This is a genomic window from Streptomyces sp. BR1, assembly GCF_052373795.1.
GTDB lineage: Bacteria > Actinomycetota > Actinomycetes > Streptomycetales > Streptomycetaceae > Streptomyces.
Window position 1 is genome coordinate 5,782,597 of the sequence record NZ_CM126252.1, and the last position, 12,586, is coordinate 5,795,182.

11 protein-coding genes and 1 pseudogene are annotated in these 12,586 nt (G+C 70.4%); 3 read left to right on the top strand and 9 right to left on the bottom strand.

Annotation, left to right across the window (positions count from 1 at the left end; genetic code table 11):
• The 5 genes and pseudogenes from ACT1U9_RS25240 to ACT1U9_RS25260 all read right to left on the bottom strand — a co-directional run.
• Positions 1-1,215, bottom strand: a pseudogene (locus tag ACT1U9_RS25240) (lipopolysaccharide biosynthesis protein); the annotation flags it as partial.
• A 111-nt stretch (positions 1,216-1,326) separates the two neighbouring features.
• A complete protein-coding gene (locus ACT1U9_RS25245; protein ID WP_444539240.1) occupies positions 1,327-2,094 on the bottom strand; it encodes a polysaccharide deacetylase family protein in 768 nt (255 codons plus the stop codon).
• Between the two features lie 20 nt (positions 2,095-2,114).
• Complete coding sequence (locus ACT1U9_RS25250) at positions 2,115-3,242, bottom strand: glycosyltransferase family 2 protein (RefSeq protein ID WP_444534938.1); 1,128 nt, start codon at positions 3,240-3,242, stop codon at positions 2,115-2,117.
• A complete protein-coding gene (locus ACT1U9_RS25255) occupies positions 3,239-4,018 on the bottom strand; it encodes a glycosyltransferase family 2 protein (protein WP_444539241.1) in 780 nt (259 codons plus the stop codon). Before ACT1U9_RS25255 ends, ACT1U9_RS25250 begins: the two co-directional genes overlap by 4 nt.
• 436 nt (positions 4,019-4,454) lie before the next feature.
• A complete protein-coding gene (locus ACT1U9_RS25260; RefSeq protein WP_444534939.1) occupies positions 4,455-4,883 on the bottom strand; it encodes a hypothetical protein in 429 nt (142 codons plus the stop codon).
• Positions 4,884-5,132: 249 nt separating this feature from the next.
• On the opposite strand from ACT1U9_RS25260, the gene ACT1U9_RS25265 reads away from it, so the two are divergent.
• Complete coding sequence (locus tag ACT1U9_RS25265) at positions 5,133-5,942, top strand: SGNH/GDSL hydrolase family protein (RefSeq protein ID WP_444534940.1); 810 nt, start codon at positions 5,133-5,135, stop codon at positions 5,940-5,942.
• Positions 5,943-5,974: 32 nt separating this feature from the next.
• On the opposite strand, the gene ACT1U9_RS25270 is transcribed toward ACT1U9_RS25265, so the two are convergent.
• Positions 5,975-7,651: a serine/threonine-protein kinase gene (locus ACT1U9_RS25270; RefSeq protein ID WP_444534941.1), complete on the bottom strand. Its 1,677-nt coding sequence runs from the start codon at positions 7,649-7,651 to the stop codon at positions 5,975-5,977.
• Positions 7,652-8,028: 377 nt separating this feature from the next.
• Here ACT1U9_RS25270 and ACT1U9_RS25275 point away from each other — a divergent pair, with 377 nt between their 5' ends.
• Complete coding sequence (locus tag ACT1U9_RS25275; RefSeq protein WP_361421320.1) at positions 8,029-8,292, top strand: hypothetical protein; 264 nt, start codon at positions 8,029-8,031, stop codon at positions 8,290-8,292.
• A gap of 154 nt (positions 8,293-8,446) precedes the next feature.
• Here ACT1U9_RS25275 and ACT1U9_RS25280 read toward each other — a convergent pair whose 3' ends face one another.
• The 3 genes from ACT1U9_RS25280 to hmgA form a co-directional block, all read right to left on the bottom strand.
• The gene (locus ACT1U9_RS25280; protein WP_444539242.1) at positions 8,447-9,604 is read right to left on the bottom strand and encodes a type ISP restriction/modification enzyme; all 1,158 of its coding nucleotides are present in this window, start codon (positions 9,602-9,604) and stop codon (positions 8,447-8,449) included.
• Positions 9,605-9,704: 100 nt separating this feature from the next.
• Entirely contained in the window at positions 9,705-10,457 is a 753-nt protein-coding gene (locus ACT1U9_RS25285; RefSeq protein ID WP_444534942.1) for a GntR family transcriptional regulator, read from the bottom strand.
• Between the two features lie 65 nt (positions 10,458-10,522).
• Positions 10,523-11,842, bottom strand: coding sequence for a homogentisate 1,2-dioxygenase (gene hmgA / locus ACT1U9_RS25290; protein WP_444534943.1), 1,320 nt, complete (start codon positions 11,840-11,842; stop codon positions 10,523-10,525).
• 98 nt (positions 11,843-11,940) lie between these two features.
• On the opposite strand from hmgA, the gene ACT1U9_RS25295 reads away from it, so the two are divergent.
• Positions 11,941-12,555 (top strand): TetR/AcrR family transcriptional regulator, encoded by a 615-nt coding sequence (locus ACT1U9_RS25295; RefSeq protein WP_188275250.1) that lies wholly within the window; start codon positions 11,941-11,943, stop codon positions 12,553-12,555.
• Positions 12,556-12,586: the final 31 nt, after the last annotated feature.

A 12,586-nucleotide genomic window follows, 5' to 3' on the forward strand; every position in this document is an offset into this window, starting at 1 on the left:
GACTGCATCCGCCGCCGACCCCCGCAGCACCCCGTAAAGCCTCGGCGCCGCGATCGCTGCGATCACGGCGAGGCTGGACGCTTCGGCGATGCCGACGCCCGTCAGGCCCATCGGCGGGAGCAGGGCGAGGGTCGAGCCGAGGACCAGGGCGCACAACGCGCCCTGGAGGTAGGCGAGTCCGGCCGTACGGCTCTGTGCGCGCAGGACCGCGAAGTACAGCTCGATCACCACCCGCAGCAGTGCTCCGGTCACCAGCAGGCGCAGCAGGGGCGTGGCGTGGTCCGCGTAACCCTGGCCGAAGACGCGCAGGACCAGCGGTGCGAGGACGAAGAGCGTGGCGCAGATCGGCACCACGATCTTGGTCATCCGGATCAGCGCGGCGCGCGCGTTGCGGCCGAGGCGGCTCGGGTCGTGGGCGCCCTCGACGGTCAGGGAGGCGCCCATGTTGATGGCGAGGAGTTCGACCGTGCCGCCGATGGTGGCGGTGATGTAGAAGTACGCGTTGTCCGACGAGCTCACCTGGGAGGCGACGATCACCGGTACGAGATAGACGACGGCCAGGGCGAAGAGCGAGCCCGTGTAGTCGCCGGCCAGGAACCGGCCGAGCTCGCGGTAGCCGGGCGGGCGCGCCGACCCTGCGGTCAGCTCGATATGGCGGGGGACAAGGCGTCGGAAGACCAGCCATCCCAGTGGCAGTACGGAGACGGCGATGGCCGCGACCCAGGAGACGAAGACGCCCGTGGTGGGCAGAGAGGTGGCGATGGCGACCAGGAGCAGCAGCTTCACCGTGGAGAAGACGGTGTTGCCGATCGGGACCCAGAACGCGCTGCGCAGCCCGGTCAGCACCCCGTCCTGAAGGGTGAGGATCGCCCAGGCGATGACGGAGGTGATGAAGCCCAGGCCGTGCAGCGGGCCGTGCAGGAAGCGGTAGGAGGGACCCCAGACGTTCAGAGTGAGGAGGAAGACCACGGCTGCGAGAGCGACGACGACGGCGCTGGCCGCGTACGTACGGAAGACCAGTCGGCCGGTTCCGGCGCCGGAGACCGGGATGAAGCGGGAGAGCGCGCCGGTCAGGGTGAGTGCGGTGATCCCGGCGAGGAACTTCATCGCCGCGATGGCCGCCGAGCCCTGCCCGACCGCGTCCGCCGAGTAGTACCGCGCGGCCACCAGCCAGAACCCGAGGCCGAGGACCGCGCTGATACCGGTGTTGACCATCAACGCATAGGCGTTGCGGAAGAGCGGCGTGCCGTCACGTTTCTGCCGGGCCTGCGCTCTTCGCTCCCGCGCGGTGGTCGCCCCGGACGTCGTCTCGGTCACCGTCACCGCTCACCTTCCGGCCAGTGCGCGCCCGGCCTGGCGTCCCCTGCGGACCAGGGCGTATCCCTTGGTGAGCGCGCGGTCCCGGGCGAAGATGCGGGCGATGGCACGGCCATCGACGAGTCGCGCGAACTCGTCGATACCGGTACCGCGTCGGACGGTCACCCGCTCCAGGGCGTACGGGCCCTGGTGGCGGCGGGCGAGTGCGTTGCCGACCGCCAGCGCCTGGGTGAAGCCTGCCGCCCGGACGGTTCGGCGTACCCGGCGGCTGGAGTAGCCGTAGGGATAGGCGAAGGAGACCGGGCGGGCGCCGAGCTCCTCGGCGACGATCTCCTTGCAGCGCAGGGTCTCGAACCAGAGCTGTTCGTCGGGGAGTTGGTCCAGTTGCGGGTGGGTGTGGCTGTGGCCGCCGATCTCCGTACCGGCGGCGGCCAGTTCCCGTACCTGGTCCCAGTCGAGCATGGTGTCGAGAGCGCCGCTCTCCTCGTGGGCGCCGCGCAGCCAGCCGGTCGAGACGAAGAGGGTGGAGGCGAAGCCGTGTTTGGTGAGGACGGGGAGCGCGTGGCGGTGCACGCCCTCGTATCCGTCGTCGAAGGTGATCAGGACGGGCCGCAGTGGAAGCGCTCCCGCCGTACGCCAGGCGTGGGCCAGTTGGGAGGTGGTCAGCGGGGTGAAGCCCCGGTCGGCGAGCAGGGCCATCTGGTCGGCGAAGGCGTCCGGCGAGACGGAGAGGCCGTAGGCCGCCCTGGCCGGGCGGTGGCCCACCGCGTGATACATCAGGATCGGTACGGGCGCGCTCACGCGGCCTCCCCCTCCTCCGCATCCGAAGGTGACCCGCCCGGCTGCTGCTGGCGCGAAGGTTCGCCGCCCGGCCGCTGCCCGCCCGACTCGTCCCCGCCCGGCCGCTCCCCACCAGCAGCGATCGGCGCCACCTCGAACACGACCCCGCCCCGGCGCGCCCGGAGCGTGCCGAGCAGATAGCCGCAGGTAGCCATCGCGACACCCGCCACGATCGCGCCCGCTCGCCCGACCGCTCCCGCGCGCCCCGCCCCGTCCGGCCGCCCGAGCGCCGCGTCCCGTACTCCTCGTACGACACCGGCCGGAAGCACCCGGGTCGTGTAGCGGCGTTCGGATTCAAGGCCCTTGTCCGCGCCGACACTTCGGGACACAAGGGCCTTGGACAGGCCTTCGGCGTAGGTCCGGGTGCGGAAGTAGGCGAAGTGTTCGCGGGCGGGTGGGACGCGGTGGTGGATCACCGCGCGGTCGTCGATCAACAGGACCGCGTCGGGCAGGGCGCGGGCGAGCCGGATGCAGAGTTCGGTCTCCTCGCAGCCCAGCGGCCGTTTGTCGCCGTCGCGGCCGATGCCGGTGGCGAATCCGCCGGCCGCGTCGAAGGCGGTGCGGCGGAACGAGGCGTTGCCGCCGAGGACGTTGCGGACCCGCACCCGTCCGGGCGGCAGGCCCCGGTACGTACAGCCGACCACCCAGTCGAACTCCTCGGGGAACCAGGCCGGCCGGCGGCCCGAGGACCAGGCGGGCATGGTGCGGCCGCCGACCGCCATGACCCGGGGGTTGTCGTATCCCGAGGCGAAGTACCGCAGCCAGTCGCGTTCGGCCACGGCGTCGTCGTCGAGGAACGCCACGAACTCGCCCCGGGCGGCGGCGATTCCGGTGTTGCGTCCGGCCGAGAGGCCACGGGGGCCCGCGTTGGCGAGCACCCGTACCTCCCCGTCGGCCGCGTACTCCTTGAACTCCTCGCCGAGCCGTTCGAGCAGCGGCCGGTTGTGGTCCACGACCAGCAGCGTCTCCAGGGCCGACCGTGACTGATGGCGTACGGAGGAGACCGCCGCGAGGATGTCCTCCCAGCGGTCCTGGGTGTACACGCAGATCACCACGGAGAACTCACGGCTGTGACGGTCGGTCAAGAGAGTTCCCCCCGGCGGGCATTGAGGCCGGTCATCTGCGGGCGGCGGTGCGCCCGGGGCACGGACTTCTCCTTGACGATCACCTTGAGCACCCGGATGCCGTCGCGCACGGCGCTCAGGTTGGAGACGCCGTGGATCCGGTTGTACTCATGGCTGGGCACCTCCTGGACCCGCAGTCCGGCCTTGACGATCCGGATGTTGATCAGGGTCTCTATCTCGAAGCCGCTGCAGTCGAGGACGATCTTGTCGAGGCAGTGCTTCCAGAAGGCGTTGTAGCCGTAGCAGAGGTCGGTGTAGCGGGCGCCGAACTTGCGGTTGACGATGGAGCACAGCGCCCAGTTGCCGAGCTTGCGGATCGGCGTCATGTCGTCGGTGCCACCGCCGTTGGCGAAGCGGGAGCCCTTGGCGAAGTCGGCGCCGCCGACCAGCGCGGAGACATAGCTGACGATCTCCTCGCCGTCGGCCGAGCCGTCCGCGTCGACCATCACGATGATGTCTCCGGTGCAGGCGGCGAATCCGCTGATGAGGGCGTCTCCCTTGCCCTTGCCGACCTGTTTGACGACCTTGACCTCGGGCCACAGTTCGCGGGCCACGCGTACGGTGTCGTCGGTGGAATTCCCGTCGACCAGGACGACTTCGTGGATCCACTCCGGAAGTGTCTTGAAGACGTACGGGAGGTTTTCCGCCTCGTTCATGGCGGGGATCACGACGCTCACCGGCGGCGCGATCGCGAGATTCGGCGAGACCGCGCGGTAGCGCGCGGAATCGGCCGGTATTCGAGTGGCCTCGCCGTCGGCGGCCGGGCCGTCCGACGGGCTGTTCGTACCACCGTCCGGTGGCACGATGAATAGATCTTGCTCCCGGCTCGCCGGGCGCACAGAAGAGCTCACGAGTCTCTGTCCCTCTCGTCCGGTGGACCGCCCGCCCCCGGGCGGTCCGGATGGTTTCCGGTTACGAAAGGGGGGTCCTCACCCCGGTCATGACGGTCTGGCATTCCGTGCTGAGGTGAGCTGGCTTTGCTGGCCGCGCGGCCCGTGACCGGTCGAGAACGCACGAAGACCGAGCACGGTACCCCCCTAGCGCGTCCCGCCCCGGCCGCCCCTCGCGGCGCTTGAGCCCTCCCCTAGAGCCGCTTTGCATGATGGGCCGATGCGGGCGGATGTAAGACGGTATTGATGATTGGGCCTGTATGGCAAGACCTGGAACGTGGCCTCACGTTTTTGGGTTTTTGACCATTCTCGACCGGTCGGTTGCGGAGCGTTTTACTCCCGTTCCCGTAAGGAAAAGAAGAAAGCTGATCACTGCGACCGTCATGATCTCGCCGCGTACGGACCGGACTTCAGAGATCGCCATTGTTTCGGCGATCAACAGATTGATGAGTACCGTGCCTGAGAAAGACGCCACCGCGCGCGTGAGCGGTTCCCACCGGCGCAAAGCGAAAGCCAATGCCTCGGCCGGTGCGGCGATCAAGAAGAAGAGCCCGAGCGGTGCGCGCAGCGGGGATTCGACCGGGATGTAGGCGATGACGGCGCCGACCGTCGAGACGGTGAGCGCGGCGCCGCTCAGCGCGGCCGCGAGGTCGTCGCGAGCCGACGGTCCGTCATCTCCTGGGCGGAATGGGGTTGTCGGCCTACTGGCCACGTCGTTCCTCCGCGTGCACTGGAGCCTCCGCGTGCGGCGGGGCTCCAATGTGGCGCAGCCCATCGGGGTCGTCAAGACAAGACTCGTGCAGTGAAGTTCCCTGCGGTGAAGGTCAATTGACGGGATCTCGGAGTCAGGGTTTCCCCCGATGGAGCGGATTTCTGAAAGTTCTTGGCATGTCCACTTCCGGTGATCCCTACTCGCTGGTACCACATCTGTGGCGGATACCCCGCACTAGGAGGCCCCCACATGAAGCTCTCCCGTATGACGGCCTATGTGTCGTCGATCTTCCTGGCCGCAGCCTTCGCCCTCACCGGGGCAGGCGTGGCCAACGCCGCGACCCAGGCCACAGGCACCGACTATGTGGCGCTCGGCGACTCCTACTCCTCGGGAGTGGGAACCGGTACGTACGACAGCTCCAGTGGTTCCTGCAAGCGCTCACCCAAGGCGTACCCGTCCTTGTGGGCGGCGGCCAACGCTCCCGCCTCGTTCGCCTTCACCGCCTGTTCGGGCGCGACGACCGACGATGTGACGGCAAATCAGCTCGGCCCGCTCAGTGACGCCACCGACCTCGTCTCGATCACCATCGGCGGCAATGACGCCGGGTTCTCCGACGTCATGACCACCTGCGTGCTGAACTCGCAGTCCACCTGCATCAACCGCATCAACCAGGCGCGCGACTACGCCGACAACGTCCTGCCCGCAAAGCTCGACTCCGTCTACGACTCGATCAGAGCCAAGGCCCCGAACGCGCACGTCGTGGTCATCGGCTACCCGCACTTCTACAAGATCGGTGGCAACTGCTTCTTCGGTCTGAGCGACACCTCGCGCGCCGCGATCAACGGTGCGGCGGACGAGCTCAACACGGTCACCGCCAAGCGCGCGGCCGACCACGGCTTCACCTTCGCCTCGGTCGTCCCGGCCTTCACCGGTCATGAGATCTGCTCCGGCAGCCCGTGGCTGAACAGTTTGGTCTGGACCAACATAGGCGAGTCCTACCACCCGACCGCCGCCGGGCAGTCGGGCGGCTATCTGCCCACCTTCGCGTCCGCGGCCTGATCCGTACGGGCGCACTTCGGTACGAGCGCATCTCAGCCGGCGGGTGAGGCGGAGCCGCCACCCGCCGGCGCCGAGTACGACGAGGAGGCCCCGCCCGTCGGGGTCTCCTCCGTGCAAGTGACCGTGTACGAAACCGAGTTGGAGCTCGCCGAGACCGGGGAGCGGACCTCCAGCTGCACCGCGTTGTGGACCGTCTTCCCCGCCTGGTACCCCGACTCGATGTGCGACACCTGCTTGGTCTTCGCGTCGCCCGACCCGAAGCTCAGCGTCTTCCAGCCCGGGTCGGAGGACTCGCCGCTCGCCGTTACCCAGCGGTACTGGACGTCCACCGGCGTACGCCCCACGGTGAACACGGCGAGCACGGCCGGAGCCGATCCGTCCGGTGGCGGGCAGCTGCCCGAGTAACTCCCGCGTACGGACTGGAGGGAGACCTTCACGGACTGCGCGGGCGGTGCCGATGTGGTGGGGCTGTGGCTGGTGGGAGCAGTGGTGTTGGTGGTGGCCGTGGTGGCGCCCGCGCCGCCGTGGCTCGCGGTGGCCGTGTCGCTGCGGCTCGCGGTAATCGTGCCCTGACCGGTGGCAGGCGGTGTGTTCGAGCCCGACCCGCTGGAGCCGTCGCTGCGCGCCAGCGCCCACGCGAGCCCGCCGAGCGCGAGCAGCAGGACCACGACGCCCGCCAACAGCACGGCCCCCGGATGCCGTTTGCGTTCCGGTGGCTCCTGGGTCGTCGTCGAGGTGTCCGAGCCGTACGGACCCGAGGGCACCGGGTTCGGCAGCGGCGGCGTCCGGCCCGCGTCCGGGGCTCCGGCCATGATCGTCGTCCTGTTGTACGGGCTGCCGTACGAGCCGGGAGTCGGCGGGGGAGGGCCGTACACGGAGCCGCCCGCGCCCACCACCCGCAGTTGATGCTCGGCCTGCTCGGCGGAGAGCCGTTCGGCCGGGTCCTTGCGCAGCAGGCCCTCGATCACCGGGGTCAGCGGGCCCGCGCGGCGCGGCGGCGGCAGCTCCTCGTCGACCACCGCCCGCAGGGTGGAGAGCGGGGTGTCGTGCCGGAACGGTGAATTCCCCTCGACCGCCGCGTACAGGAGGACGCCGAGCGACCAGAGGTCCGAGGCGGGTCCCGGCGTGCGCCCCAAGGCCCGCTCCGGGGCGAGGAATTCGGGCGATCCGACGACCTCGCCGGTCATGGTGAGCGTGGACGTCCCCGCCACCGTCGCGATCCCGAAGTCGGTGAGCACCACCCGGCCGTCGTTGGCGAGCAGGACATTCGCGGGTTTCACATCGCGGTGCAGCACCCCCGCCTCATGTGCGGCGCGCAGGGCGGCGATGACCTCGGCGCCGATGTGCCCGGCCCGCTGCGGCGGCATCGGTCCTTCCGCTTCCAGTACGTCGGAGAGCGCGAGCCCGCGTACCAGCTCCATCACGATCCAGGGACGCCCGTCCTCGGTCGCCACGTCGTAGACCGTCACCACATTGCGGTGCGAGATGCGGGCGGCCGCCCAGGCCTCGCGTTCCAGACGGCTGTACAGCCGGTGCTCGTCCGTCGTATCGAGCCCGACCGGCGCGCGCACTTCCTTCACCGCTACTTCGCGCCCCAGAATTTCGTCGCGCGCCCGCCACACCTCGCCCATGCCGCCACGGCCGAGCGGGGACAGCAGTCGGTAGCGACCCGCGACAACGCGCTGCTCACTGCCCGGCACTTCGCTCACTGGCGAGCCTCCTCCATGACGGCGAGACCACAACGGCGAATCCATTCCAAATTAGCTCAGGTGACCGCATCCGCAGCCCCCTGCGTACCGACCTGTGATGCCGATCGGTCACGCTCGGTGAGCGTGTGACGGCCTGTGAGAACCGGACGCGGGATCACCGGGCCCGCCCCGCCCGGCACTTGGCGCGGTGGGAGCGTGCCCATCTGCCTCTTGTCCAACTCGCCCTGGAACCATGCGTATTCGGAGAGTAGCCATCGGTCAATCGTCAACATTCCCCGGGAGAGGTGAATCCCGCGACCGGGATACACGAGTGTGATGCGAGGGCGATAGGGTTACCCTGCCCGGGGCCGGGTGCCCTCGTATGGGTGGGGAGTGACATGGAACAGATAACAATGCGCAGCAGGGCGAGAGTGCCTGCCATCACCTGCGGGAGCAGTGCGACCAGCTCGCGGCTCGACCGCCACCTCTCGGTGCTGGGCGGTCCTGCCGTCCCGCAGCGCGAGGCGGCCGAGGCGACGTTGCTGATGCGCGAACTGACCTCGCGTGACCTCGCGCACAGCCGGAGGAGCAAGAGCGCCCGCGTCTCGCTCTTCGCCCCGCTGCGGCGCCTGCGCCGCTCGCTCTTCGGCAGCCGCGGCTGAATCCCACGACAGCTCACGACCAGTGACTTCCTAAACGCGCGCAGGCGTTCACGCCGTCCCGGCGCAGCGCTGCTGTCAGCTCCTCTGTCATCCCCAGGGCTCACAGCAGCGCTTCGGTGTGCCCGGACGCAATCGCCGTCAGCGGCCCGTGATGTCACAGCAGGGACAGCTGGCCGTCGGGGCCTTCCTCGGGCTGGTCCAGTACGGATGCGGGGCGGCGGGCCGAGGGCGGTACGGGCAGCACGCGCGCGTCGATGAGGTCGGCGGGGGTGAGGCGGTCGCCCTCCCACGCGTCCTGCCCTGCGGTGAGTTCGCTCAGCAGGGCAAGCGCGGTGATCAGCTCCAGGAGCTCGGAGGTCCACTCCTGCGGCCAGGACGCGGGCCGGATCGCCTCCAGAGTGCCCGGCTCACCGCTCTCCGTACGCCGTTCGAACCACAGCTCCAGTACGCGTACGCCGCTGACCCGGTACTCCCAGGCGCCGGACGGTACGGGCGAGATGCGGCCCTCGCCGAGGTACAGCGCCTCTTCCTCCGCGTCGTAACGCAGCTCGTCCGGGCGGGCCGGGATCGCGGCCCGTACGTAGGGCCTGCGTCCGCCGGGCAGCCGGGGTTTCTCGCCGCCGCGTGTGCCGCGCAGCATCAGGGCGATGGCGCGGTGGCCCAACTCGACTCCGCTGGCCCAGAGTTGGGGGTCGGCGGTGAGGGGGAGTGCGCAGCCGGCGGGTGTGGCACGGGCGGTGGCGACGGTCCAGGCGAGCAGGTCCTCGGGGTCGACGTCGTGTCCGTACGCCTTGCCGAGGAAGGCGAGCAGGCCGGGGGCGATGTTGGGCTCGGTCGCGTTGGGGCGGCGGTAGAGGGGGCGGATGCGGCCGGGGCGGCCGGCGGGGGAGCGGCCGTCGGGGAGCAGGGCGGAGACGGTGAGGGCCGGTCCCGTCCCGGCCGGTTGGGGCACATGGCCCTGCTCGACCGCGAACAGCTGCCGTTCGTCGGCGACGCGCCACAGTTCGGGGCGGGCGGCGTCGAGGAGGCGGTGGTCCGGTATCAGCCACTGGTGGTCGAAGGGGCCGTGGGTGATGCGGCGGGGTGCCGGGCAGGGGCCCGTCTCGCGGCCGAGGGGGCCGGTGTTGGCGGGAGCGCCGGGGAGGGCGGGGGTGGTGGTGCGGAGTGTGCGGGTGCGGCTGGGGCGGAAGAGGCGTTCGCGCTCGTCGCCCTCTGCTCGGACGAGGGCGTCCCAACGGGCCCTGAGCGCGCGCTCGTCCGGACCGACCACCCACGCCCGCCCGGTCCGCAGCGGCGCGACGGCCCAGGGCATCAGATCATCGAGCAGATGCAAGTCGTCACTCACGGGGGGTCATGGTAGGCGGCCGGGGGTGGGTGAAGACAGTGTCACCGGCAGCGGCCGATACACCACCTCACCGCGCCTCCACCGTCACCGAGAACGAGAACCGGTCGCCGCGGTAGCGGATCCGGGCGACGTCCACGACGCGGCCCGTCTCGTCGTACGTGACGCCCGTGTAGTGCAGGATCGGGGACAGGAGCGGGACTTGGAGGAGTTCCGCCGTGGCCGGGTCCGCCAGGCGGGCTTCCACCGTGTCCGTGATGCGGCTGATGCGGACTCCCACCGCGTCCCGCAGGACCTTGGTCATCGGCCAGCGTTCGAGGTCGGACACCTCGATGGATGCCGCCAGTTCGGGGCGGACCGCGTTCTCCGCCCAGTTCGTGGGCTCGCCGGTCTTGCCGTCGCGGCGCAGGCGGCGGTAGGTGACGACGGAGGCGCAGTCGGGGAAGTACTCCGCGAGTTCCCCCGCCACCGGCTCGGGACCGTGGCCCAGGACCGTCGTCGGCTCGCCCGACTGCTGGGCCACGATCGCGTCGATCGAGCCGAGCAGCCGGACGGGCGCCCCGCGCCGGGCGGCGGGCTCGATGAACGTGCCGCGCCGCCGGTGCCGGGTGATCAGCCCCTCCTCCTCCAGCTCCTTCAGCGCCTGCCGCATGGTCAGCACGCTCACCCCGTAGTGCGCGGCCAGCTGCTCCTCGGTGGGCAGCCGCAGCGAGGCGTCCGGGGTGCGGCCGAGTATCGAGGCGCGCAGGGACTGCGAGACCTGGTACCACAGCGGCAGCTTGCGGTTCAGGACCAGCGAGTCGGGAGCGAAGGAGGAGGTCACAGTGGCTCCCTATCAGGCAAAGGGCGGAAGCGGAAGACGCTGCTCAGGGGTGGGGCGCCGGAACGTCAGGGGCGGAAGTGGCGCTCCATGCCCCGCCACACCTCGTCGTACCCCCGTTGCAAGTGATCCGCCGACGCCGCCTGCTCCGTCGCCGTGACCGGCCAGCGCGTCTCGAACATGAACGCGAGGCCGTCGTCGATCTTCTGCGGCTTCAGCTCGGCGGCGCTCGCCTTGTCGAACGTCTCACAGTCGGGGCCGTGGGCCGACATCATGTTGTGGAGCGAGCCGCCGCCCGGGACGAATCCCTCCGCCTTCGCGTCGTACGCGCCCTCGATCAGGCCCATGTACTCGCTCATCACATTGCGGTGGAAGTACGGCGGCCGGAACGTGTCCTCGCCCACCAGCCAGCGCGGCGCGAACACCACGAAGTCCACGCCCGCAAGGCCCGGAGTGTCCGACGGGGAGGTGAGGACCGTGAAGATCGAAGGGTCCGGGTGGTCGTACGAGATGGTGCCGATGACGTTGAATCGGTGCAGGTCGTAGACGTACGGGACGTGGTTGCCGTGCCACGCGACCACGTCGAGCGGAGTGTGGTCGTACTGCGCGCTCCACAGGTTGCCGCAGAACTTGTTGACCACCTCGACCGGGCCCTCGACCTCCTCGTACGCCGCCACCGGCGCCCGGAAGTCGCGTGCGTTGGCGAGGCCGTTGGCGCCGATCGGGCCGAGGTCGGGGAGCTGGAAGGGCTGGCCGTAGTTCTCGCAGACGTAACCGCGGGCCGTCTCGTCCAGGAGCTCCACCCGGAAGCGCACGCCGCGCGGGATCAGCGCGACCTCGCCGGGGCGGGCGGCGAGCAGGCCGAGTTCGGTGCGGAGCAGAAGTCCGCCGCGCTCGGGGACGATCAGCAGCTCGCCGTCCGCGTCGCTGAAGACCCGGTCCATGGGGGTGTTGGCGTGGTAGAGGTGCACGGCCATGCCCGTGCGCTGGGTGGCGTCGCCGTTGCCGCCGAGCGTCCACAGGCCCGCCAGCCAGTCCGTCCCGGCCGCGGGCTCCGGCAGCGGGTTCCAGCGCAGCCGGTTGGGGTCGGGCGTCGACTCCGTGAAGGGCGCGCTGCGCAGGTTGCCGTTGTCGGTCCGTACGAACGCGGGGTGCGCGGCCGACGGCGTGATCCGGTAGAGCCAGGAGCGGCGGTTGTGCGCCCTCGGCTCGGTGAACGCCGAACCGCTGAGCTGTTCCGCGTACAGGCCGAGCGGGGCGCGCTGCGGCGAGTTCCGGCCTTCCGGAAGGGCGCCGGGAACCGCCTCCGAGCTGTGCTCGTTGCCGAACCCGGAGGAGTACGCGAGCGCCTCCGCCGTCTTCCTGGCCTGCTCGCTGCTGGTGGTCATCGTCCGCTCCCGCCGCCGAAGGAATCCTGGAATCCTATGGGCCACCGTAGGATTCCGATTCGACCACGTCAACGGCAAAATCGGCCGGGCGCGGCATGATGGGCCCCGTGCCCCATGCGAACCTCCGCCGCGCACCGGTGCAGCAGCGCAGCGCCCAGCGCCTCAGCCGCATCCTCGACGCCTGCGCCGAGCTCCTGGACGAGACCGGATACGAAGAGCTGTCCACCCGGGCCGTGGCCCAGCGGGCCGGGGTGCCCATCGGTTCCGTATACCGCTTCTTCAGCAACAAGCGCGCCATGGCGGAGGCCCTGGCCGCGCGCAATCTGGATCGGTTCGCCGAGATCGTCGGCGCCCGGCTCGCCGCGTTCGAGGCCGAGGACTGGCGCGGGGCGATCGACGCGGTGCTCGACGAGTACCTGGTCCTGAAGAAGACCGTGCCCGGCTTCAACCTCGTCGACTTCGGCGGGCCGCAGCCGGTCGCCGACCCGGCCTCCGACGCCAACCACCTGCTCGCCGACCGCCTCGCCGAGCTGCTCCCGGCCCAGTTCGGCCGCGCCCCCGACGCGGAGCTGCGCCGCACCATCCTGGTCGCGGTGGAGGCCGCCGACGCGTTGCTGCGGCTCGCCTTCCGTACGGATCCGGAAGGGGATCCCGGGATCGTGGCCGAGACGCGGGAGCTGCTGCACGCGTATCTGGCGCGGACGCTGGGCTGAGCGCACCCCGCGTATTCCTGGCCCGGCACCT